20 protein-coding genes and 1 tRNA gene are annotated in these 21,383 nt (G+C 63.3%); 8 read left to right on the forward strand and 13 right to left on the reverse strand.

Translation table 11 applies throughout. The features are described from left to right. Window positions 1-10: 10 nt before the first annotated feature. Window positions 11-1,177, reverse strand: a complete 1,167-nt coding sequence (locus tag ACNAOT_RS22675) for a PA2928 family protein (RefSeq protein WP_420179502.1) — start codon at window positions 1,175-1,177, stop codon at window positions 11-13. Between the two features lie 103 nt (window positions 1,178-1,280). Between ACNAOT_RS22675 and ACNAOT_RS22680 the strand changes: the two genes are divergently transcribed. The 4 genes from ACNAOT_RS22680 to ACNAOT_RS22695 are packed head-to-tail and all read left to right on the forward strand — an operon-like array spanning window position 1,281 to window position 6,512. Further along, complete coding sequence (locus ACNAOT_RS22680; protein ID WP_420179503.1) at window positions 1,281-2,549, forward strand: hypothetical protein; 1,269 nt, start codon at window positions 1,281-1,283, stop codon at window positions 2,547-2,549. Next, a complete protein-coding gene (locus tag ACNAOT_RS22685) occupies window positions 2,546-3,655 on the forward strand; it encodes a hypothetical protein (RefSeq protein ID WP_420179504.1) in 1,110 nt (369 codons plus the stop codon). Before ACNAOT_RS22680 ends, ACNAOT_RS22685 begins: the two co-directional genes overlap by 4 nt. Then, the gene (locus ACNAOT_RS22690; RefSeq protein WP_420179505.1) at window positions 3,652-5,259 is read left to right on the forward strand and encodes a hypothetical protein; all 1,608 of its coding nucleotides are present in this window, start codon (window positions 3,652-3,654) and stop codon (window positions 5,257-5,259) included. The genes ACNAOT_RS22685 and ACNAOT_RS22690 overlap by 4 nt, the downstream gene beginning before the upstream one ends. 5 nt (window positions 5,260-5,264) lie before the next feature. Then, complete coding sequence (locus ACNAOT_RS22695) at window positions 5,265-6,512, forward strand: CHAT domain-containing protein (RefSeq protein ID WP_420179506.1); 1,248 nt, start codon at window positions 5,265-5,267, stop codon at window positions 6,510-6,512. 127 nt (window positions 6,513-6,639) lie between these two features. Here the strand turns inward: ACNAOT_RS22695 and ACNAOT_RS22700 are convergent. Continuing rightward, window positions 6,640-6,722, reverse strand: a tRNA-Leu gene (locus tag ACNAOT_RS22700). Between the two features lie 118 nt (window positions 6,723-6,840). Here ACNAOT_RS22700 and ACNAOT_RS22705 point away from each other — a divergent pair. Continuing rightward, window positions 6,841-6,987 carry a hypothetical protein gene (locus tag ACNAOT_RS22705; protein ID WP_179017997.1) on the forward strand — a complete coding sequence of 49 codons (147 nt, stop codon included), beginning with the start codon at window positions 6,841-6,843 and terminating at the stop codon, window positions 6,985-6,987. A 67-nt stretch (window positions 6,988-7,054) separates the two neighbouring features. Here ACNAOT_RS22705 and ACNAOT_RS22710 read toward each other — a convergent pair whose 3' ends face one another. The 3 genes from ACNAOT_RS22710 to ACNAOT_RS22720 form a co-directional block, all read right to left on the reverse strand. Then, window positions 7,055-8,461 carry an amino acid permease gene (locus ACNAOT_RS22710; protein ID WP_017197270.1) on the reverse strand — a complete coding sequence of 469 codons (1,407 nt, stop codon included), beginning with the start codon at window positions 8,459-8,461 and terminating at the stop codon, window positions 7,055-7,057. A 225-nt stretch (window positions 8,462-8,686) separates the two neighbouring features. Further along, entirely contained in the window at window positions 8,687-9,994 is a 1,308-nt protein-coding gene (locus ACNAOT_RS22715; RefSeq protein ID WP_420179507.1) for a M18 family aminopeptidase, read from the reverse strand. Between the two features lie 37 nt (window positions 9,995-10,031). Next, the gene (locus ACNAOT_RS22720) at window positions 10,032-10,913 is read right to left on the reverse strand and encodes an intradiol ring-cleavage dioxygenase (protein ID WP_420179508.1); all 882 of its coding nucleotides are present in this window, start codon (window positions 10,911-10,913) and stop codon (window positions 10,032-10,034) included. A gap of 162 nt (window positions 10,914-11,075) precedes the next feature. On the opposite strand from ACNAOT_RS22720, the gene ACNAOT_RS22725 reads away from it, so the two are divergent. From ACNAOT_RS22725 to ACNAOT_RS22735, 3 genes are read left to right on the forward strand one after another with little or no spacing between them, the layout of a single operon-like run. Further along, window positions 11,076-11,519, forward strand: coding sequence for a hypothetical protein (locus ACNAOT_RS22725; protein ID WP_420179509.1), 444 nt, complete (start codon window positions 11,076-11,078; stop codon window positions 11,517-11,519). Continuing rightward, complete coding sequence (locus ACNAOT_RS22730) at window positions 11,516-12,256, forward strand: cyclase family protein (RefSeq protein WP_420179510.1); 741 nt, start codon at window positions 11,516-11,518, stop codon at window positions 12,254-12,256. Before ACNAOT_RS22725 ends, ACNAOT_RS22730 begins: the two co-directional genes overlap by 4 nt. 50 nt (window positions 12,257-12,306) lie before the next feature. Continuing rightward, window positions 12,307-13,131 (forward strand): IclR family transcriptional regulator, encoded by an 825-nt coding sequence (locus ACNAOT_RS22735; RefSeq protein ID WP_420179511.1) that lies wholly within the window; start codon window positions 12,307-12,309, stop codon window positions 13,129-13,131. Here the strand turns inward: ACNAOT_RS22735 and ACNAOT_RS22740 are convergent. The 8 genes from ACNAOT_RS22740 to ACNAOT_RS22775 form a co-directional block, all read right to left on the reverse strand. Beyond that, a complete protein-coding gene (locus tag ACNAOT_RS22740) occupies window positions 13,077-13,853 on the reverse strand; it encodes an IclR family transcriptional regulator (RefSeq protein ID WP_420179512.1) in 777 nt (258 codons plus the stop codon). The two genes, ACNAOT_RS22735 and ACNAOT_RS22740, sit on opposite strands and share 55 nt — an antisense overlap. 137 nt (window positions 13,854-13,990) lie before the next feature. Beyond that, window positions 13,991-15,433 carry an amino acid permease gene (locus ACNAOT_RS22745; protein ID WP_420179513.1) on the reverse strand — a complete coding sequence of 481 codons (1,443 nt, stop codon included), beginning with the start codon at window positions 15,431-15,433 and terminating at the stop codon, window positions 13,991-13,993. Window positions 15,434-15,596: 163 nt separating this feature from the next. Beyond that, complete coding sequence (locus ACNAOT_RS22750) at window positions 15,597-15,740, reverse strand: sigma factor-like helix-turn-helix DNA-binding protein (RefSeq protein ID WP_420179514.1); 144 nt, start codon at window positions 15,738-15,740, stop codon at window positions 15,597-15,599. Window positions 15,741-15,880: 140 nt separating this feature from the next. Beyond that, window positions 15,881-16,573 carry a response regulator gene (locus ACNAOT_RS22755; protein WP_091464196.1) on the reverse strand — a complete coding sequence of 231 codons (693 nt, stop codon included), beginning with the start codon at window positions 16,571-16,573 and terminating at the stop codon, window positions 15,881-15,883. After that, the gene (locus tag ACNAOT_RS22760; protein WP_420179515.1) at window positions 16,570-17,859 is read right to left on the reverse strand and encodes a sensor histidine kinase; all 1,290 of its coding nucleotides are present in this window, start codon (window positions 17,857-17,859) and stop codon (window positions 16,570-16,572) included. Before ACNAOT_RS22760 ends, ACNAOT_RS22755 begins: the two co-directional genes overlap by 4 nt. A 27-nt stretch (window positions 17,860-17,886) precedes the next feature. Continuing rightward, on the reverse strand, window positions 17,887-18,738 hold the full coding sequence (locus ACNAOT_RS22765; protein ID WP_091464201.1) for an ABC transporter permease subunit: 852 nt from the start codon (window positions 18,736-18,738) through the stop codon (window positions 17,887-17,889). 2 nt (window positions 18,739-18,740) lie between these two features. Next, complete coding sequence (locus ACNAOT_RS22770; protein ID WP_091464204.1) at window positions 18,741-19,685, reverse strand: ABC transporter ATP-binding protein; 945 nt, start codon at window positions 19,683-19,685, stop codon at window positions 18,741-18,743. 164 nt (window positions 19,686-19,849) lie between these two features. Further along, entirely contained in the window at window positions 19,850-21,352 is a 1,503-nt protein-coding gene (locus tag ACNAOT_RS22775) for a bifunctional phosphatase PAP2/diacylglycerol kinase family protein (RefSeq protein WP_420179516.1), read from the reverse strand. Window positions 21,353-21,383: the final 31 nt, after the last annotated feature.

Below are 21,383 nucleotides of genomic sequence, written 5' to 3' on the forward strand. Positions count from 1 at the left end.
GGAACCCCTTTCATTGCGGCCAGCCAAAGAAGTTTGTCGCGCCGATGGGGAACGCGCGAATGCTACCGTCCGGTGGCACCACCATGATGATGCCTTTCCCATGCGAACGGTCGGCCGATGCGACGGCGAACGCCACCAGGTTCTCTCCGGAGTAACCGCCGCCCACCGTGTAACCCACCTCGAGTCCGGCCGTGCCCAACACTGCACCAATGCTGAGATCTACGGTGTCCACCCTGTAGCCGCTGCCCGCAGCATTCGTCGCGGAGACCACAATGACGTAACCGGAACCACTGCCGGCGGCGAGCTCGGTAATACCGTCCTCCGGGCGGTCCCGTTCGGCCGCGGCCTGACTCCGCCCGCCGTCGAGCACGAAACGAGCCTCGAAGAACTCCAGGTCGCCGAGGGTTTGGACTCCCGAGTCGTTGCTCAACTCGAGCCGATCCTTGAGCGCGCCCGTGCTGATGGGCTGGCTGGCGATGGTGGTGCCAGCATCGACACGGGCGGCATTTGCGTAGTCCGGAAGATCAAGGGCAAACCTGAAATCATCAGCAAGCACTGGGCCCCAGGTGCTGGTGGTCGATTGATCCGCAGGCTCAGCCGCGTCTTCTCCGATCGGAATCTGCCACAGCTCGCCCGACTGGTCGATCGTCACCACATGACCGCGCTGGGTGTCTACGTCGTACGCGCCCAGCTCCGGGACGTACTCGTCACCGAGGCCTTCGATGACGTCCGGCTGCGCAACGGCAGATCCGTCCGCGAGCGAGCGAATGTGCAGCCCGTCGCGGCCTGCGACGTAGACCCGCCCCTTGCCTGCGGCGAGCACGCGTACGTCGTTGGAGACCCTCTCGTCGAGCCGGACGTCCCAGACGTGTTCACCGGTGTCAGCGTCTACCGCTGCCAGTCGCGTCTGGAACATGGGCTGGAACATGAGCTGAAACATGCCGCGCGAACTACTGCGGGAGTATGCGGCGACCACCACATCCCTGCCTTCCAGCTTGGTCACGGCGACGGCCTCACTCACCGAGACCTCGGGTTCGGGCGTCACGAGCCAAGAGAGCCCGAAGAACAGCCCGCAGAAGAGGAGCAGTGAGGCGAGCGGTCCGCCGAAGAGGAGGAGCCGACGCCGCGGGGATCGTGGTGCGGCGGCGGCGCTACCCTGGCTGATGGTACTGAGCATGGCGCCCTCCTCGATCGACCGGCCTGCATCCTTCATACGCGACGATAGGGCGACGCCTCTGCCTCCCGATCACAGGTTTCGGTGTGCCGATACAGTGGTGAGCGTGAGCATAGTCGCGTCAACCTCCCGGCACCCGGGAATCGGCGTGCCGAGAACCCTCGCTATCGCCGACGCATGGTCCGAGCTCGCGGGCGTCGAACCGTTCACCGGGCGCACGGGGTTACCACTGGCCCGCACCGTAAAGCTGGTGATCGATCCACTGGTACTACGCCCAACACTGAACCCGCACCTGGCACCTGCGCTGCTCTCCCATGAGGCCGCTGCAGGGTTGCGGGCGGCTATCAGTGCCGCCGGGCAGGACCTGGCCGCAGCCGCGTCATGGTTCCTGCTGTTGAAGAGAGAGCGGCGTCGAGCGGGTATCACGGAGGGGAACCCGCAAGAACTCTATTTCCAGCGGGCGTACGAACTCGCGCGCCTCCACGGCAGACCAGGTGTGGATGCCGACGGCGTTGCCGCACACACCTTGGCCGGGATCCACGACGGCTCGCGGCTGGCGTTCGCCGATCTGCGCGCCCATCTCTCCGATCCACGCGTCGCCCGCGAGGTGCGCCGCGCGGTCGAACGGGCTTGGGACGCGACCAAGTGCCCGGTGCCTGCCGTCCCTCGGGATCGGGTGATCCGCTTCCTCGATGTCTGTGCACAACAGCACGGTGCCGCTGACGAATTCCGGACACTCGTGAACTCCGAGGCCGGATCGGCGAGTGCCGTGCCACTGATGTACGAAGGCAGGGCGCGCCGCCTCGGCCTGACCGATCTGGACCTCCCGGAGCCGCCGGAACCAGGCGTCTCGGCATCGAAGTCCGCGCTGCCGCCGCCCTTCGACCGATCCATTCTGGAGCGCCTGTTCGCTTCGTATGCCGCGATCGCGTACAGCGGCGCTGATGTGAAGGATCTTCTGGCAGCGGAGATCCAACGATCGGCCGGAGGCTGGCAGCTGGCCGAGGAGTCGAGCCGGGTGCTGCTCCTCGCAGCTTCCCTCGCCACATGCCTTCTGGCACCGGAGGACGACGCTGAAGCAGCGTGGGAAGCACGGACGGACGCGGGCGAGCGTCTGCTCGCGCGCTGGCGTCGCGAGCCATTCGTGCATCGGGCGCTGAGACTGGCTAAGCCCGCGACTGAGACCGCGCACGTCCGGGAGGCCGTCATACGACGGCTTTGGGCACGCCTGCACGGACGTGAGCTGCGAGCCGAGCCAGTGGTCGGAGACGAGGCTTGGCGGCTGATTGACGGCGCCATGCGCTCGGTGATCCTCGATCGCCGAAGTCGTGTGAAAGCCGCTATCGCCCTCAATATTTTGGAGGCGACCGCATGACAGTGCGCGTGACCAGAACGGACGATGGGCTCGTGCTGGGCACCCCGGCAACGCGGCCGGAGTTCAGCGCCATCCTGGAGGCAGCCGGCGCCGTCCTCGTCTGGGATGTCGCCACTGGCGAAGCGCTCCCTGCAGCGATCGTGTGGGATCCGGTTCTCGCCGCGGAATGGGCGTGGCAGATCTACGGGGTGGAGGTAACCACGGCGCTGCTCGCAGCTGATTCGAGTCCGTTCGCGGCCGTGCCGGGTGCGGCGCTCGAGTCGGCCAGAGTGGTGGCCCGCTGTCGGTGGGCGCGGTCGTGGTGGCCGGCATCCCACCGTGCTGCCATACCGGCTCTGGATACAAGGCTGCTGCATCTGCAGGAGGCGGCCGAGGTGGTGGAGCTCGAACATCTGCTGGACGACTCCGACGGGCTTGACGACGAACTGCGGAAGGGCTTGCGCGCCGCGGAGTATCTCGAGAATGAGGTGCCGCCATCGCTGCCAAGCGTAGTCCCGGGACTCATCGAACGTATCCGATCGAGTGCGGATGACCGGGGTATCAGCCTCGATCCGATTCGCGCTGAGGCATCCGAGGGCGCGCAGGGCGAATTCGCCCTCGCCGCGGGTGCGACGAAGGCCGCCGACGTCGGGACGGACTCGACACGGCCGATCGCGGCCGGCTCCGCTCCACTGGACCTCTCGCGCGTGACGCCAGGAACGGCCGATGCGGCCGCGGAAGCACGCTGGAGCATCCACCTCATCGGGGGATCGACCGTTCTCGAAGTGGCGGTCGAGCGGGCTCCAGGACGCGGATCGGAAAGTGCGCCGCAACCGCTCGCGGCCAATTTCGCCGGTGTCTCACTCGAACTCGTGCCCAATGCGGCAAGCTTCTCCGGCCGGGCGATGGTACCGGCGGGCATCCTGCTTACGCGCCCCGAGGAGCGCAAGCTCACCATCGCCTCGCCGGGCTACGGCGATGGCTGGAGGGTTGACTCAGCGGCGCTCATCGACGCAGCACGGAGGGCACTGGCCCGGGCACTCACCGAGGCAGGCGAAGGCGGCGAAGGTAGCGGGGGCAGCGCGGTCACCACCGTGGCCGAGCGCGAAGCTGCGGTGCTCGCATGAGCGTCTACGAGCCACTCGGACTGCGCGGGCCGGGCGGCGGCTCCGAACGCTGGCAGCATCTTGACGCGATATTCGCCGAGATGACCGCGGCATACGCATCCGGGGGCGCCACGGCATCTGAACCGGCAGCGCACCGGATCCTCGAAGCGACCCTCATGGATGATGTGGACGCCGCCGGCTTGGACATCCGTGCCCGCGCACTCTCCAATCTGGCCGCAGTCTCCGAGGCGAAGGCGGATCTGGAGAAATCGATCGCACTGGCGACAGAGGCAATCGAACTGTGCAAAAGGGCCGAGGCCGAGCTGGGCTCCGAGCGCCGCGCGGTGGACGTGCGGATCGGCTGTCTGATCAACCGTGCCCAGACCAAGGCACTTCGCGGAGACCACGCCGGCGGCTGCGAAGACCTCGCCGCAGCGGAGTCGGCCTTCGACGAAGAGACCCCCGCGCTGCTGAGATTCGGGCTGCACATCACCCGCGCCAACGCGCTGATGTCCATGGAACACTTCCAGGAAGCTGATGCGGAGTTTAGGCGCGCAATCGAGGTAGCCCTCACCCACGAGCCCCGGGTGGCGTCTTTCGGGTACGCGGGGCTGGCCGCTCTCGCGCACCGGACAGGCGATCGAGCCCTGGCGCGCGATCAGATGCGGCTGGCGAGGGAACTGCAAGCGACGGAACCGGCGTCCGCAGCACAGGCCGACGAGAATCTCGCCAGGATGCTGCTCGAACAAGGGGATATTGCTGCGGCCGAAGAGCACTTTGCCGCTGCCGCAGACGGGTATCAGCGCGGAGGCGACCCGCGGCGGGCCGCGGGATGCCTAGTAGGACGCGCCGCCGTGCTTCTTGCCCACGGGAAGCTCATCCCGGCACGTAGACTCGCTCGGCAAGCACTCAGCAATTTCATAGCGCAGGGCGCCATCGCGGCCCAGATCGAGACTCATCTGCTGCTCGGCGACATCCACGCGGGAGGGATGCGCTTCTATGACAGCGACAAGTCCTACCTTCAGGCCCGCACTCTTTGTGAGGCACAGGGGTCAATGCATGAGCTCGCACGCATCGATGTGCGCCGGGCGGGAATCGCCTATGCGGCAGCCTCCGCTGCGATCCGTGCATCCGAGAAGCAGCGCCGTCTTGACGTCGCACTGAATCTGGCCCTGCCGGCGGCTCTGGCAACCGACGCGATGCGCGCGAAATTCGCGCCAGGTCCCGTCCGGGAGCGCTGGGTGACGGAAGTTGCGTCGGTTGCGCTCTCCATTGCGTTGCAGATCATCACAGCGATGCAGCACACCCGGCTCGCAATCGAACTAATCGAGTTCGCAGCGTCATCGTCGACTCTTGAAGCCGGCGGCACGACGGCGGATCAGAAGAGCCTTCCTCTGCTCGCACAGGCGCAGTCACCGTTCGGCCCGGACTTCGCACTCGCTGCGGGCTCCGGAGCAGCTCTCAACGCCACACCGCCCGCAGAGCCGGCTGACCTCGAACTCAGCCTCCCACCGCGGCTGCGTGGGCTACCCGATGGGAGTGCTGAGTTCCACCTCTGGATCGCGGAGGCCGAAAGGCGTTACCGGCTCCGGATCCGTTCGGACGACGTGATCGACGCGTGGTGAGTGCGATGGAAAGAAACCGGGAACCACAGCCAGACCTCAGCGTGGTGCGTGCCGATTTTGAGGGGCAGCCGCGCGTGCAGCTGAAGTTCGTCGACGCCGGCAGCCTCTACCTCACCTGGCGCTGGGAGCACGCCCCAAGCCAACCACGGGCTATCGCCATGCCACGGGAGCTTGTGCAGCCGGCGCTCGATGAGCTCGATGACGCTGTTCCATCGCCGGCAGGGGGTGAGGATGTACGGAGTGCCCTGCAGCGCGCCTTCGCCGGCCCGCTCGGCGATCCTGAGCGGGAAGCTGCACTGTCTTCCAAGCTGGCACAGACGCTGATCCCGTTCGCACTCGCCGCCGAGGTCAACCACCTGCTCGAGCGCGGCCTCCGCCCCCACCTTCGGGTCCAGGTCTCCCCGTCGCTTGGCCGGGTGCCGTGGGAGGCGCTCCTCGTGGACGAGGGGCGCCGGATGGTGCATGAAGCAGACGTGTCGATGCTGCCGCCGGCGGGCGTGCGCAACGCAATCGGACGGAAAGTCTCGGCATACGACCCCGCTGGCGTCGTGGTCGCTGTACTCGACCCAAAGGTACCCGGGGGCATGCTCGGCCGGGTCCTCCGCGAGGGGGCAGACTCCCCGGTGGCGGAGTTGGTTCGGCGGCTCGGTGAGCGGCGTCGTGGCGCCGACCCGGCCATAGGCGGGTCGATCGGCCGTGGTCGCCTCCGGGGTCTGCTGGAAGATGCGGATCGGCTGTTGTACGTCGGCCACGTGTCGAGCGCCCGGCACGGCCTCGACGTGCGGCTGCACCTGTCAGACGGCGCTGACATACCGGGACGTGCCGAGCCCATCGGCGCGCATCGCCCGCTGGCCGCCTCCGACCTGGCATTTGGGTCCAACGACGAGGGGCCGTGGCGGATGCCTGCGCGGGTCGCGCTCATCGCATGCGAGTCCGGTGGCGACCAGCGGTTCGCCGAACCGGTGGGCCTTGTTTCAGCCATGGTCAGACACGGTGCCGAGCACGTCACGGCGACCCGCTGGACCCTGCCCACAGACGATGGCCTTTCCGCAGTGGCGGGCATTGACGAGCCGGTCTTCGCTTCGACCGTCTCGGCGATTGATCACGCTCAAGAGCAGCCGGAGCCTATCTTGGCGTTGGCCGCGTGGCAGCGCGACCAGGCCGAGCGCTGGGCGGCTACCGGGTCCAACGCGCATTCCCCGCTGATGTGGGGTGCGTTTACAGCCACCTGGGCACCGGCACCCGGGCAGTGAACCTGTAGTCGGGAGGACGCTCACGCCGGGAAGCTGGATGTCCTACGGGTGGCGCGCCGCGCGGAGTGTCCACCTCGTGAAACGGGAGAGCCCCCTGCATCGCAGGCGGCTCTCCCGTTTATTCGTGTGCGCGGAGGGGGACTTGAACCCCCACCCCCTTTCGAGGACTAGCACCTCAAGCTAGCGCGTCTGCCATTCCGCCACCCGCGCAAGGTGATCAGGAGAACGTGTTTCGTTATTCTCCTTGACAGCGTCAAAAACACTAACACGAAGAACGGCAATCCGTGGATTCCTGTTGCCGGGATAGAGTCCCACTAGGGTTGGGGCCATGGATGCCACACCCCTGAACGCCCTGGTCCTGACGGTTGTCTTCTCCGCGATCGCCCTCTATTTCTTGTACTTTGTGATCCGTGCGGGCGTCCGTGACGGCATTCTGCAGGCCGACAAGAAACGCAACGACCAAGCCGAACAATAAAGCGAAACGGGACAGCCGCCGTCGAGCATTGACGGCGGCTGTCCTGTTGCAGAAAAGGCGACGGCGGTCAGGAACCGATCTTGGCGCGCTCGGCTTCCCCGCCAAGCACCGGAGTGGCGGGCGTGTTGCCCTTATTGCGGTAGCGAAGCACGCCGATGCCCACCACAACGGCAGCCAGGGCCAGCGATAGGAACAGCGATTCACGGGTGGATTCGATGATGACCATACCGATGATGAGTGCCACGATGGCGCCAATCGCAATCCACGTGAGGTACGGGAAGAACCACATCTTGAGGTCGAGATCCTTGGCTGCCGCGCCCATTCGCCTGCGCAGGATGAGCTGCGAGGTCGCGATGACCAGCCAGACGAACAACGCGATGGCACCTGACGTGTTCACGAGGAACAGGAACACCGAGTTCGGGGCAATGTAGTTCGCTCCGACGGTGAGGAATCCAACCACGGTGGAAGCGAGCACAGCCGCGGCAGGCACGCCACGCTTGGAGATCTTCATCCAGGACTTGGGAGCGTCGCCGCGCTGCGAGAGCGAGAACAGCATGCGGCTGGCGGTGTACAGGCCCGAGTTCAGGCAGGAGAGCACCGACGTGAGGACAACAATGTCCATGATGGTGCCGGCACCCGGGATTCCGTAGAGCTCGATGACAGCAACGTACGGGCTCTTGGCGACGGAGGCGTCATTCCAGGGCAGCAAGGTCACCACGATGGCAATGGAGCCGATGTAGAAGATTAGGATGCGCCACACAGTGGACTTCACGGCCTTCTTGACGGCGTCCACCGGGTTCTCGGATTCGCCGGCAGCAATGGTTGCGATCTCCGCGCCGAAGAAGGAGAAAACCACCACGAGGATGCCCGCTAGGACTGCGCCGGGACCGTTGGGCATGAAGCCGCCCTGCTCCAGCAGATTGGCTACGCCCGGCGCTGAGACGCCCGGCATGAAGCCGAGGATGGCGACGATTCCGGCCAGCAGGAAGATGACGATTGCCGCTACCTTGATGGACGCGAACCAGAATTCGAACTCGCCGTAGGACTTCACCGAGCCGAGGTTGGTCAGCGTGAGGAGCACCATGAGAATGAGCGCCCAGACCCATTGGTCAACGCCCGGCACCCAGCGATGCATGATGGCCGCACCGGCAGTGGCTTCGATGCCGAGCACGATGATCCAGAACCAGGCGTAGAGCCAGCCAATGCTGAATCCGGCCCAACGGCCCAACGCCTTGTCGGCATAGGTGGAGAACGAACCGGTCTCAGGGTTGGCTGCAGCCATTTCACCAAGCATGCGCATGACGAGGATGACCACGAGGCCGGCAGCAAGGTAGGCCACCAGGATGCCCGGTCCCGCCTGCTGGATAGCGGCCCCGGACCCAACGAACAGGCCTGCCCCGATGACGCCGGCGATGGCGATCATGGACAAGTGTCTGGGTTTTAGGGACTTTGAAAGCTGTTGGTCAGCGTGCATGGATCGGCGCCGTCCTTTGAGGTTTTTGAGGTTGGCCGCAGTGGTGTGCCACGGGCCACATGACTAATTCACGTTAACCTCCTACACCGGCGCGCATCCTGTGCAGCTGAACAAATTGCGTGTGATGAAAAGAGATGGGCGCACAAAATGTAAACCTGGAGGAATCCAAAGTTTCCTATAAGAAACTTTTGTAATACCCCTGAAATGACTGCTTTAGGCTTGCGCCTATACCGCTGCCCGGAAGAACTGCTCAGCTACAGTCGCCAGACTCTTCGCGTCCTCCACTCCGCACAGCTCCCGCGCAGAGTGCATGGACAGCAGCGGGATACCCACGTCCACCGTTCGGATGCCGAGGCGGGTAGCAGTCAGGGGCCCGATGGTGGAACCACACGGGAGATCGTTGTTGGAAACGTACTCTTGATACGGAACGCCGGACTCATCGCAGAGACGGGCCCACAAAGCCGCACCCGTAGCGTCGGTCGCGTAACGCTGGTTGGCATTGATTTTGAGCAGCGGGCCCCCGTTCAGCACCGGCCTGTTCGCGGGATCGTGCTTCTCCACATAGTTCGGGTGGACGGCGTGGCCGGCGTCCGCAGAAACACAGAACGACGCCGCCATGGCCTGCCGCCTTTGACTCACCGACGCACCCAGGCCGTCGGAGATGCGCACCAAAACGTCCTCGAGGATGGGTCCACAGGCACCGGAGCGCGAGTTGGAGCCGATCTCCTCATGATCGAACGCCGCCAGGACCGCGATGGGACCCGTTGTCGGTACAGAGGACGCATGCGCTATCAGCGCCACCAGGCCCGCGTGCGTGGATGAAAGGTTGTCCAAGCGGCCTGAAGCGAAGAACTCACCCTTGGCCCCGAAAACTGCCGGCGCCTGCGTGTCCGCCACTACGACGTCGTAACCACCGATGTCCGCAGCATCAACGGTGATGCCTTCCACACGTGAGGCGAGCAGTCCCAAGAGGTCCTCTCCGGCGGGGTCGCCCTGGCCGAAGATAGGGTTCATATGCTGTTGCTTGGACAGGTGGAGCCCGTTGTCGTTGACGCCGCGGTCCAAATGAATGGCAAGCTGCGGGAAGCGAAGGAGTGGACCCGTCGCGGTCAGGTGCTGAGTGCCGTCACGAAGCACCAATCGGCCTGCCAGCTGCAATTCACGGTCCAGCCAGGAGTTAAGCAAAGGCCCGCCATAGACCTCCACCCCGGCCTGCAGCCAGCCGAATTTTCCGGTGGTCGGCTTCGGCTTGAGTTTGAACGAAGGCGAATCTGTGTGTGCACCGAGGATGTTGAAACCAGTAGTGGGGCCGGCGCTTTCGGAGGTCACCCAAGCGATGAGCGCCCCGTCACGGATGATGTAGAACTTGCCTGCTCCGCCGTCCCAGAGCTGTAATTCATCCAACGCGGTGAAGCCTGCGGCGTCCAGCCGCCGCGCAGCCTCATGCACCGCGTGGAAGCTCGACGGAGACGCCGAAACGTACTCGCCCAGGTCCTTGATGTGGTCAACTGCTGCGCTGGCATTCGAAGGCATGCCCCCGAGTCTAGCCCTGCTTTCGCAGCTGAACGGCCTAAACGGTGACGTTCAGCGCGGCCGTGTAACCACCCGCCACGGAACCGGACATAGTCGCCAGCTGGTATATGCCTCCATCGTCACCAAAGACGTTGTCCGAGGTCAGGGTAGTGTTCGGGAAGTTTCGGGCGCTGGACTCATAACCGGAAGTTGCGTAAACCTCCTTACAGGCAGTCTCAGTGAGCGCTATCTGCGAGACGGCGAGCACCTGTCCGGCGGCCGAGGTGTTGCTCATGGACTCAAATACCTCGAAGTGAATATGAGGCCAACGGCCGTTGTAGGCACCGGGGTAAATAGTACTGAAGGTGAGTTGCCCGTTGGCGTCGGCTTCCTGGACGCCGCGAAGGTAGTTCTCATTCTCAATGCCTGAATCGTAAAGCGAGTACTTCCCGTCTTTGTCGCAGTGCCAGGCGTACACGGCGGCACCGGCCAAAGGAGCGCAACCGTTCGCGTTGTCCAGGAGCGTCAGGGTCACTGTCAGCGGCACGCCCTCGGCCTTTGTGCTGGAAGTTCCAAAGCTGGACCTGATGTCCCGACGGACCACCCCGGACGCCTCCAGCACGTTGGGGCCATTGGAACCGTCGCCCGGGTAGGGCCCAAGAGTCTCCTCCGGGATCTCCACTCCGCATTCTGCGAAGGCACGGGTCACGGTGCTCGTAGCGGTTGGCGACGCGGCCGCCGTCGCGCCTTCAGTAACGGTGGCGGTAGCTGTGGCAGCGCTCGACGGCGATGCGCTGCCGCCTCCCGTACCCGGCGTACAGGCCGCCAGGGCTGCTGCCGTTCCGGCACCGAGGAGCACCCCCAAGCTGCGACGCCGGCTCAAGAGCGTGGAGAGGTCGAATTCAAGGCCACGATCGTGGTCGGGGTGAGGAGTTGTCATGCATCCATGAAACGCGCCGCGCCTATGGGTTGTACATGGGGAAACTGTGCCGCGGCTGTGAAGATAGGGGCATGATGTGCAGTATAAACATTTTCATATGCTTGTAATGCTCGTCACGTCGTGGCACGATATCTCGAAGACATACTGACGGAAGGGTCCCCCATGAACATTGAACTCAAAGCGGTGCGCAAGCTTCGCATCCATTGGCCCATTCCCGTGGAGACAATGACGCAACTGGCGGGGGGCAACCTCCAGGCATTGAACGCGGATGCGGGCATCACATCCCTGCTCGAGGAACTGCAAGCCACTCCGGAACTCGGCGGCTTCGGTAACTATCACCATGTCTTCGAGTCTTCCGCAGGCTTCGAAGGCTTCACCGTGGCCGAGGGCGCCAACCCCACGCTGGGCACCATAGGCCAGCGAACAATCTCACCCACGTTCGTGTTCACCACCTACTTTGACGACGCCCTGGATCAGTCCGCTGTCCAAGCACTCGTTCAACGGATAGTCGACATCCACCCGTGGGAAGTTCCCGTTATCGAAGTCTCGGGACCACTCAGTGTCTCCAGCAGCGCCGCTCAGGTCGAAACGAGGCTGGCATCATGAGCTCCCCCCTATGGCAGGACTTGGCCCCACTTCTCCTCAACAGAACTTTCACCGACCTGACCCATGCCTTTCATCCGGGCCAGCCCCGCTTTCCGGCATTCCCGGACGAGGCCAGGGAAACCCTCTTCGATCTGGAGAAGGGTGATGGTTTCACTGCCCACAAGTATTCAATAGTGGGCCAGTGGGGCACCCACGTGGATCCGCCGTCGCATTTTGTCCGTGGCGGGCGGACGCTCGATCAGCTTCCCGTCGAGGAAATGGTGTTGCCATTGGTTGTCCTGGACATCAGCAACCGGGTCCTGGCCGACCCGGATGCCACGCCCAGTGTGGACGATGTCCTCCAATGGGAATCGCGTCACGGGAAAATCCCGGCAGGTGCATTCGTGGCCCTGCGCACTGGATGGAGCCGCCGCTGGCCTGACACAGCAGCAATGGCGAACGTCGACGACGCCGGAATAAGCCATACTCCCGGGTGGTCTCGGGACGTCCTGGAGTACCTGATCGAAAAGTGCCAAGTCACCGCCGTCGGCCACGAACAAACTGACACCGACCCTGGCATGGCTACCTCCCGCAAGGACTTCAGCTTGGAAACCTACGTCCTCGCCCAGGACAAATGGCAGATCGAACTGATGGCCAACCTGGATCACGTTCCTGAGGCGGGGGCCGCCCTGATCGCAACGTGGGCAAAGCCGCTCGAGGGAAGTGGCTTCCCGGCTCGCGTCTTCTCCATCCACTAGAACTTCCATCCCATACACGCGTGCCCCAGCCGGGTGGCTAGAATCGATCCATGTCAAAGACCTCCAGCATGGGCCGTGGAATGATGGCCCTCCTTGCAGTGGGGGCACGTCATGCCGAGGGATTCGACGGCGGCACGGTGGCTGACATCGCAGCCCGCCTGGACAAGGACCGTAGTCAAGTGTCGCGGAGCCTTAAAGGTGCACAGCAGGAAGGCTTCCTCAGGCGTACCGGGCAGCGTGAATACAGCTTGGACTGGTCCATCCTGACAGACGCCCAATTGGTAACTGAGCAGCGGCTGAAGACTGACGGCCTCACTGCCTTGGAAGGCCTGGCTTCCGAAACCAACGAGGCCTGCTTTCTGGGCGTGCTCAGCGGAAACAGTACGGTCACCATCGGCGAGCAAGTTCCGGACAGTGCCAATCTGGTGGGTTCGTGGCTTGGCCGCCCCTACCCCGCCTACTGCAGTGACGCCGGCCAAGCACTCCTTTGGGATGCCGAAGAAGATGAGATACGGAAGATCTTTGATGGCGTGGAGTTCGTCAAACACGGGCCCAATACGCCGGTGTCCGTCCACGACTTCCTGAAACGGCTCAACGAAGCGCGCACCCGTGGCTACTCAATAGTCGATGAGGAGGCCGAGCCCGGGCTCTACTCACTGGCCGCCCCGATCAGGGACTTCAAGGGGGAAGTCGCAGCGGCGCTGCAGGTCGTTGGGCCCAAGTCACGCATCGGACCCCAGCGGGAGGCGTTCGCCATAGCACTCGGCTCATGGCGTGATTGGCTTGAGGTCCAGGTGGGCGGACGCAGGTCGTTCCTCATTCAACCTTGGACAGCGAGCTCCGCCCCGGCACCCAGCCGCGTTGAAGCGGACTGAAGAACCGCAGCAATCTCGGGGGCGGCCGCCTCAAGGCTTGACCGGCTACCCAGAACGCTGAGGGCAGCCGCAATTCGTCCTCCGCCTTCGCGGACAGGGACAGCCAACTCCCATACTCCGTGTTCAAACTCTTCGGCGGCCAGCACAAAACCCTGGGTCCGGTCGCGTTCCATGAGTCCTGCGACCTCCGCTGCAGAATGCGCTGCGGCCGGGCCGCCGACGCCGATGAAATTGACCTCGGCGAGCAGGGACTCCAACTCAGTGACTGAGTGATCCCACAGCAATGCCCGCCCCGAACCCGTGCACCATACCGGGGTGACCATGCCGGGCTTGGCGAACCCACCCAGCACCGAGTTATTAGTGGACGAACGCAACAAGAGAACCCTGACGCCGTCGCGCACCGAGAGTCGGGACCTCAAATCGAGAGCAGACACCAGCTCCTCCAGCTCAGCACGTGACTGATGAACCCAACCGGCATTGAGGGCGGCAGCGAGACTGAAGAACCGCGGTCCTGTCCGAAAGGGACCGCGGTCAACGCGTTCGAGCAGACCCAGGTCACACAGCTCCTGAGCCAACCGGGACACCCGGCTTTGCTCCATGTCCAGCTCTGCCGCCAACTGCGACACTCCCAGGAGTTGGCGGCCCTGCTTCTCGCGGTCCGTTACCAAGCGAACAAGACGAAGGCCCTGCGCCAATGACGACGCTTCTGGAGACACATCCACGAAAACTGCTCCTTCCATCAAGCCGTTCACGCAATTCTCACACGCGGGCGTTAGCGCACGGTCATTGCGGCTTGCTGGCAAAACAGGCTTCGCGACCGACAATTCGGCCGGCCGCGAAGCTTGGTGCAAGGGTCAGATCAAGCAGGACGCTTTGCCCTGGACTTCCGGCCATACCGGAAGTGGAAGAACAGGTAGCAGGCGGCCACGAAGGGAACACCGAAGTACAGGGCGGCAATCTGGGAAGGGTCAAAAGCTATACCCACCAGGGACACCAGGCAGAGCGCAAAGGCCAAGATAGGCACCAAGGGAAAAAGAGGCGCCTTGTAAGCCAGGTCCGCCACGCGCCCACCATTGCGGACGAAAGCCCTGCGGTGGAAGAAATGGGATGCGGTAATGGACATCCATACGCCCACAACGGCGAAGCCTGCGATGGAAACAAGGGCAAGGTAGACGGTCTCTGGTGCAGCCACACTGCTGACCAGCGATGCCAGCCCACCCACCATGCTGACGGAAAGGGCAATAAGGGGTATTCCACGCCGGGTCAGGCGCTTGAGCGCTCTGGGGGCATGCCCTTCATCTGCCAGCGAATAGAGCATGCGTGCGCAGGAGAACAGGCCGCTGTTCCCGGCGGACAAAAGCGCGGTAATGATGACGAAGTTCATGATGTCCGCCGCGAAGGGGATACCTACGGAGGAAAAGACCGTGACGAAGGGGCTCTCGTCCAGCCCCACCTGGTCGAAGGGCACAGTAGCCGCGATGACTGCAATGGCACCCACAAAGAAGATCAGAAGGCGGATGACTGTGCTGCGCATGGCTTTGGGGATGTTCTTGGCCGGATCCTTGGTTTCCCCAGCCGCTACGCCAATGAGCTCCGAGCCGGAAAAGGCATAGAAGACAGCCAGCGCAGTAACCAGGACGCCGGTAAAGCCGTTGGGGAAGAGACCACCCGAAGTGTTGAAGTTCTCCAAGAGGAACGGATGGTTGTTGGACTCCGACAGTGGGTGGAAGCCGAACAGGGCAGCCCCGCCGAAGACGATCAGGGCAATGATGGCCCCCACCTTTACGATTGAGAACCAGAATTCGGATTCTCCAAAGAACTTGGAGGAAAAGGCGTTGAACCCAAACAGCATGGCGGCGAAGACGAGGCACCACACCCAGACCTCAATATCCGGGAACCACCGCTGCATGAGCAATCCTGAGGCTGTGAACTCAGATCCGATTGCCACGGCCCAGCAGAGCCAGTAAAGCCAAGCGGTGGCGAAGCCTGTAGCCGGACCGATGGAACGGGAAGCGTAGATGTGAAAGGCGCCGGAGACCGGGTAAGCAATGGCCAACTCTCCGAGGCAGGCCATCACCAGGTAGACCACGAAGGCTCCCACCAGATAGGCAATGACGGCACCGAGGGGACCTGCCTGGGAGATGGTGTAACCGGAACTCAGGAACAGGCCTGAACCGATGACACCTCCCATCGCGATCATGATCAAGTGCCGCGGCCCCATTGACCGGCGCAGGCCGGTTTCCACCGGGGCCGGAAGGGCGGCGGATGGATGGTCCAGCTTCAGGGGTGTAGAAGATTCCATGTCTTGTCTCCGTTAACTGACAGATGCGAACGGCACGCCGGGAACTCTCGGTGTGGGGAGCCGAAGCGGCGCTTGAGTGACGAAGGTAACACAGAACCAAGCCTCAATGAGCGTTAAATGCATTTATGAATGTATATAACGCACGTCATGTCCGCCTGGGTAGCTACTCCTTTGCCTCAGGATTACGTTCCAGAGTGTCCTTCAACTGCTTTCGCGCGCGCGAGTAGCGGGTCCTCGACGCAGTTGCAGAGAGTCCCAGGATCGCCCCTGCCTCAGCGACTCCGAATCCGTCCCAGACAATCAACATGACCAGTTCCCTGTCCTTCAGCCGAAGAAGGGAAAGGGCTCTGTGAACCTCCCCATCGGATTCGTATGGTGCTTGCGGTTCATGTATCTCCGGACGCGCAGCAAACGTGGCAGCAAGCTATTTCGAGGGCAGACTGAGTGTCAGTAGTCCGGGTTGCTCGGCACCACGAGTCCGGTTTCGTAGGCGTAAACCACAACCTGCACCCGGTCCCGGAGCTGCAGCTTGCTCAGGATTCGGCGGACGTGGGTCTTCACCGTGGCCTCGGATAGGAAGAACTTGTGGGCGATCTCAGCGTTGGAGAGGCCCTCCGCGATGGTGGTGAGGATTTCCGTTTCCCGCGGTGTGAGTTCATCCAGGAGCGGGTCCCGATGCGGACTCGGCGCGTGACCGGGCACGACGCCCCCGCGAACGTAAGTTTCCAGCAGCCGTTGCGTAACACGTGGCGCCACCACAGCATCGCCACTGGCAACCAGGCGCACCGCGTGGACCAGCTCAGAGGGAGCAACATCCTTGAGCAGGAATGCGGAGGCCCCGGCTTGTAGTCCGGTGAAGGCGTACTCATCAAGGTCGAACGTGGTCAGGATGATGACCCGTGCATCGGAGCCTGAATCCGAGATCCTACGCGTGGCTTCAATGCCGTCCATGCCGGGCATGCGTACGTCCATCAGCACTACGTCCGGTTGCAGGGCCTCAACCTGGCGCACGGCCTCAATCCCATCGGAAGCCTCGCCCACAACGTGGAAGTCCTCTTGGCCTTCAAGAATGAGTCGGAAGCCCATCCGCAGCAGTGGCTGATCGTCCACCAGCAGCACTTTGATGTTGTCTTCGGTCATGATTCCCCCTTTTCGCCGTTCCAGCGGAGCTCGGCATGGACTGCCCAGCCTCCCCTTTTTCCCGGACCGGCAGTAACGATTCCAGCATAGATTCCGGCACGTTCATTCATTCCCGCAATGCCTTGTCCGGTCCCAAGGCTGCCCACGGATTCGCTGCTGCCCTCGCGGGTTCCGCGGCCGTCGTCGAGCACGTCAATGGTGACCAAATCGCCGTCGCGGGCCACGTGCACGTCAACCCGGCTCAGCGACCGACCGTACCGCAGGACGTTGGTCAGCGACTCCTGCACGATCCTGTAGACGGTCAGTTCAAAAGCGGGGTCGGCCGGGAGGCCCGGCCCCGAATGGGCGTAGTGCAGCGGCAGTCCGGCGGTGCGGAAACCGTCCAGGAGTTTCGCCAGGTTCTGACCGGATTCAAGGGGCGTCAGCGGTGCCGGTCGCCCGGAGTCATCCCGCAGAACCCCGAGGACCCTGCGCATATCGGCCAGTGCGGCCCTTCCGGTGCGTGACAGTTCGCCGAGGACCTCACCGGCTCGATCCGGATCCTTCTTGACCACCACGGCGGCCCCGTCTGAGAGGCTGATCATGACTGTCAGCGAGTGGGCCACGACGTCGTGCATTTCGCGGGCGATCCTGTTGCGCTCGGTGACCTTGCCGAGCTGGGTGGTCCTCGCGGCCCACGCCGCGATCTCCGCTTCATGCTCCCTGCGCTGCCGTACCGAGATGCCGATGCCAGTAGCCAGGAGGTTGGACAGCATGATGGATGCCGCAGTGGCGATGTTGTTGATGAGGTGGAAGTTCTCCGGGACGTCCTGCAAGTTGTCCATCTGGCTGGGGCTCGTCCACATGAACAAGTAGAGAAGACTCAGGGGCAGGCTGGCGGCGGCGAAAACCACCAGCGTCAGCGCACGCTTCCTCAGGGACGCCACGGCATAGAGCGCAAACCAAAGACCCGCAGAAACGTTCGAGCCCCACGGGTTCAGGATGGTGGCCGCGATTTCCAGAAGCGCGACGGCGAGCACCACCTGAAGCGGGAATTGCCGCCTGAAAATCAACGCGATGGCGATCAACAGCAGGATTGCCACCACGAGCCACTTGCCATCGATGATCGAGGTAATGATGGTGGGCAACGCCAACAGAAGGTAGCAAAGGATCACCACGGCATCCATGGCCCGTGGGCGCTTGTAGAAGTAGCGCCGGATCCTGCCCCTGCGGCGCTGGGTAATTTCAGCGAAGGACGCGTCGGCCGTGGTGCCCGACGCGTCCTTCATCTGCGAAACTTCAGTCATGGATTGAGCCTAGACGGCAACCCCGTCCTAGACGTCCCGCTTCTTGAGCAGAACCATGGCCAGTGCTACCGGCACAACCACCCAAGCACCAAGAACCAGCGCAGCCTGCCACGCTTCCAGCGTGTCCGGGACGTGCTCGACGGCGGTCATCGGAGTGATGGTGCTGGTGGGCAGGTACTTGTTGGCTTCCTTGAAGAAGTCGCCGGGGATGAGCTGGAAAGCTATGGGTGCAACGAACAGGAGTCCCACCAGGCTCATGATGCCACCGGCCGAGTTACGGACGATTGTTCCCAGGGCCATGCCAATGGCCGCCACAGCTGCAACGTAGAGGCTGTTGACCAGGAGGAGCTTGATGGATTGCGAACTGCCGAGATCCAGCTTGAGGTCGTAGGTATCAACGATTGGTAGCGACACCAGGCCGGCGATGTAAATGGACACCGCTGTCAGCAGGAAGGCGCTGACCATGACCACAATCAGCTTGGCCAGGAATGGCGTGAGCCGCTTGGGAACGGCGGCAAACGTTGAGCGTGCCATGCCGGTGGTGAACTCGGAGCTCATGAGCAGGACGCCCAAGGAACCGAGGATGAGCTGGGCGAACGAAATACCTGACGTGGGGATGCTGACTGCCAGGTCCCCGCCTTGGGCAGCCATGGCGGCTGCCACTTCGGGATCGGCGGCGGCCTGCTCCGCAAACTGTCCTGTTCCCCAGGCCGAGAGAGCTGCGAAGCCCACCATGACCAGTGCCGTGGAGGCCAGGAGGATCAGAGTGGACATCAAGGTGCGGAACTTGATGAATTCCGAGTTGAGTACACGGTGGAACGCCGGTCCGGGACCGACGGAGTTACGGATGGACTTGCGGTCCAAGGTAGTGGTGCTCATGTTTATTTCCCTCCGACCTGAGCGGGAACCGAGGCCCCGGTGGTGATGTGCGAGTGGTATTCGACCTCGTCCTTGGTGAGTTCCATGTAAGCCTCTTCAAGGCTCGCCTGGAGCGGGGTCAGCTCGTAGACCATGACCTGGTTCTCCAGGGCGGTGCGTGCGATGCCTCGGGGATCCAGCCCTGAAACCTCCAGCAGTTCGCGTTCGTGGACCTCCACGGAGACACCGGTTCCGGCAAGGAGCTGCATGAGGCGTTCCGGCTGATCAGTGCGGACCCGGGTGCGTGCCTGGCCCTTGCCGGTGATGATTTCGGCGATGGGTGCGTCGGCAATGATCCTGCCTCGACCGATCACAATCAGGTGGTCTGCCGTCAGCGCCATCTCACTCATGAGGTGGCTGGACAGGAAAACTGTGCGTCCTTCGGAGGCCAGGTACTTGACGAGGTTGCGAACCCAAACCACGCCTTCAGGGTCGAGGCCGTTGACCGGCTCGTCCAGGATGATGGTCTGTGGATCGCCCAGCAGCGCGGCGGCTATGCCGAGGCGCTGACCCATACCGAGCGAGAATCCCTTGACCTTCTTCTTGGCAACGTCACCCAGGCCGGTCATCTCGATGACTTCACGAACCCGGCTCTTGGGGATGCTGTGCGTCGCCGCCATTGCAAGAAGGTGGTTGTAGGCAGTGCGGCTCGTATGGACAGCCTTGGCGTCCAGAAGGGCACCAATCTCGCGCAGCGGCGCCTTGTGCTGGGCGAAGGGCTCACCGTTCACGGTTACAGAACCCGACGTAGGAGCGTCCAGTCCCATGATCATGCGCATTGTGGTTGACTTGCCGGCACCGTTCGGGCCCAGGAAGCCCGTCACCCGTCCGGCTTGGACAGTGAAATTGACGCCGCCAACGGCGGTCTTCTCGCCGTAGACCTTGGTCAGGCCTTTTGCTTCGATCATGGAAGCGTTCCCTCCTCGGAGCACATGTGTGTGCAAGTGAGTTTTGAATGTACCTACAACGCTACTCACGGAGGGGCGGTAAATCGCCTGTCTCAGGGATGATTCAGGGTTCAGTCAGGGTAGTCCTCGCGGATGACCCGGTGCGGTCAATCCGGGAGGCCAACTCAGTCCACAGGTAGCGGCGAGTACACGGTGAGCTCGCGCGGTTTCACAGTGAACGTGGCACTTCGGACTCCCGGCTTCGGCTCCCCGTCAACCGCCAGGACCAATGGTTGCCCAATAGCCTCCACCGTGATGGTGGTGGCCTCGGTCAAGTGGGTGACTTTGGAGGCGGCAACGGTGCCGGTCACTACCGCCCACAGCAGTCGCGCCCGGGCGAACGGCTCATCGGCTGTGATCATGCGCAGATCGAAAACACCGTCGTCCAACACCGGCCTGCGAAGGGGCGCGTGATCGCTGGGATAGAACCGGCCCCTGCCCATGTAGAGGATCCACAGCTTGTGTTTCACCCCATCCACCAGGAGGGTGGTGGGGGAGTTCACGCCGAACGTACGCAGTGACGCCACCAAGCCGGCCAGCGGTTTGCCCATGGCCGGCTGGAGCCGCTCCCGCCGCCTCGCCAAGTTGGGATACACGCCGACGCTGGCAGTGTTCAGCATGGCAAGATTCGTGGTCTCCGGCGTCTCGGGGAGGCCCCGCTGCACCACCACGTGTCCCAGGTCGACGGACGCTGCATGTCCTTTAGTCACAGCATCGATCGCATCGTCAATCGAGCTGGTGCCGAGGTCGCGGGCGAAGTGGTTGAGGGTTCCGCCCGGAAGCACCAGGAGGGGCAGTGAATGTTCGACGGCGGCAGCCGCGGCAGTGCCAACCGTTCCGTCACCGCCCCAGACACCGAGCGCAACGGTGCCTGACCGGGTTGCCGCCGCATCGATCTCGGCCGCGACATCCTCACCCTCAGCAATTTCCCGTATATAAGCCTTAGGGAATATAACTTTCAACAATTCCGCAGTCTCGGGGGAGTAAGAACCACCTAGGACGTTGACAGCGATACTCAGCCCTTCGCCGTCGGAAATTGCCGGTGCCTCCGCAGGAGTCCGCCGGGGAGTCGGTTCGGGCGGTCGCGCTGGCCACCACTTGCGGGTCAGTAAGGCCGCTCCCGCCCCCAGGGCGGAACCGAACACCACATCGGAGGGCCAATGGGCACCCGTGTGCACGCGCGAGTAGGCGACGCCCGCAGCGATGGGAGCCAACAAGGCGCCCAGCGTCGGGGAAACAATACCGGCGCCTACTGCAAAGGCAACCGCCGACGCGGAATGACCGGACGGCATGGAAGAACTGATCGGCTGGGGGTGCACGAAACGAAAGATGGGCAAATGCTCGGGCAGCGGTCGGGTCCGGGGCAGCGCCGTTTTGAAGACCAGATTCGTAACCCCGGAGGCAACACCCAAGGCAAGGAGGCCGTGCAGGGCTGCCCTCCGGGGCTTACCGGGGAAAGTAGCCATGATCCCTGCAATACCGAACCAAAGTTTGCCTTTGGTGGCCGCGGCCGAGAGTTCGCGAAAGAACACGTCGTGATCACCCTGGGGTTGCCGGGACACAGCCCGGACCAGGAAATGATCGAATCTCGCAACCCGTTTGGGGCCTTTGCCCAAGAAGCCTCGCATCCCATCACACTAACGCCTGCCGGTGTCGCCA

Origin of the sequence: Paenarthrobacter sp. TA1.8 (assembly GCF_048595705.1) — a bacterium.
GTDB classification, from domain to species: Bacteria; Actinomycetota; Actinomycetes; order Actinomycetales; family Micrococcaceae; genus Arthrobacter; species Arthrobacter nitroguajacolicus.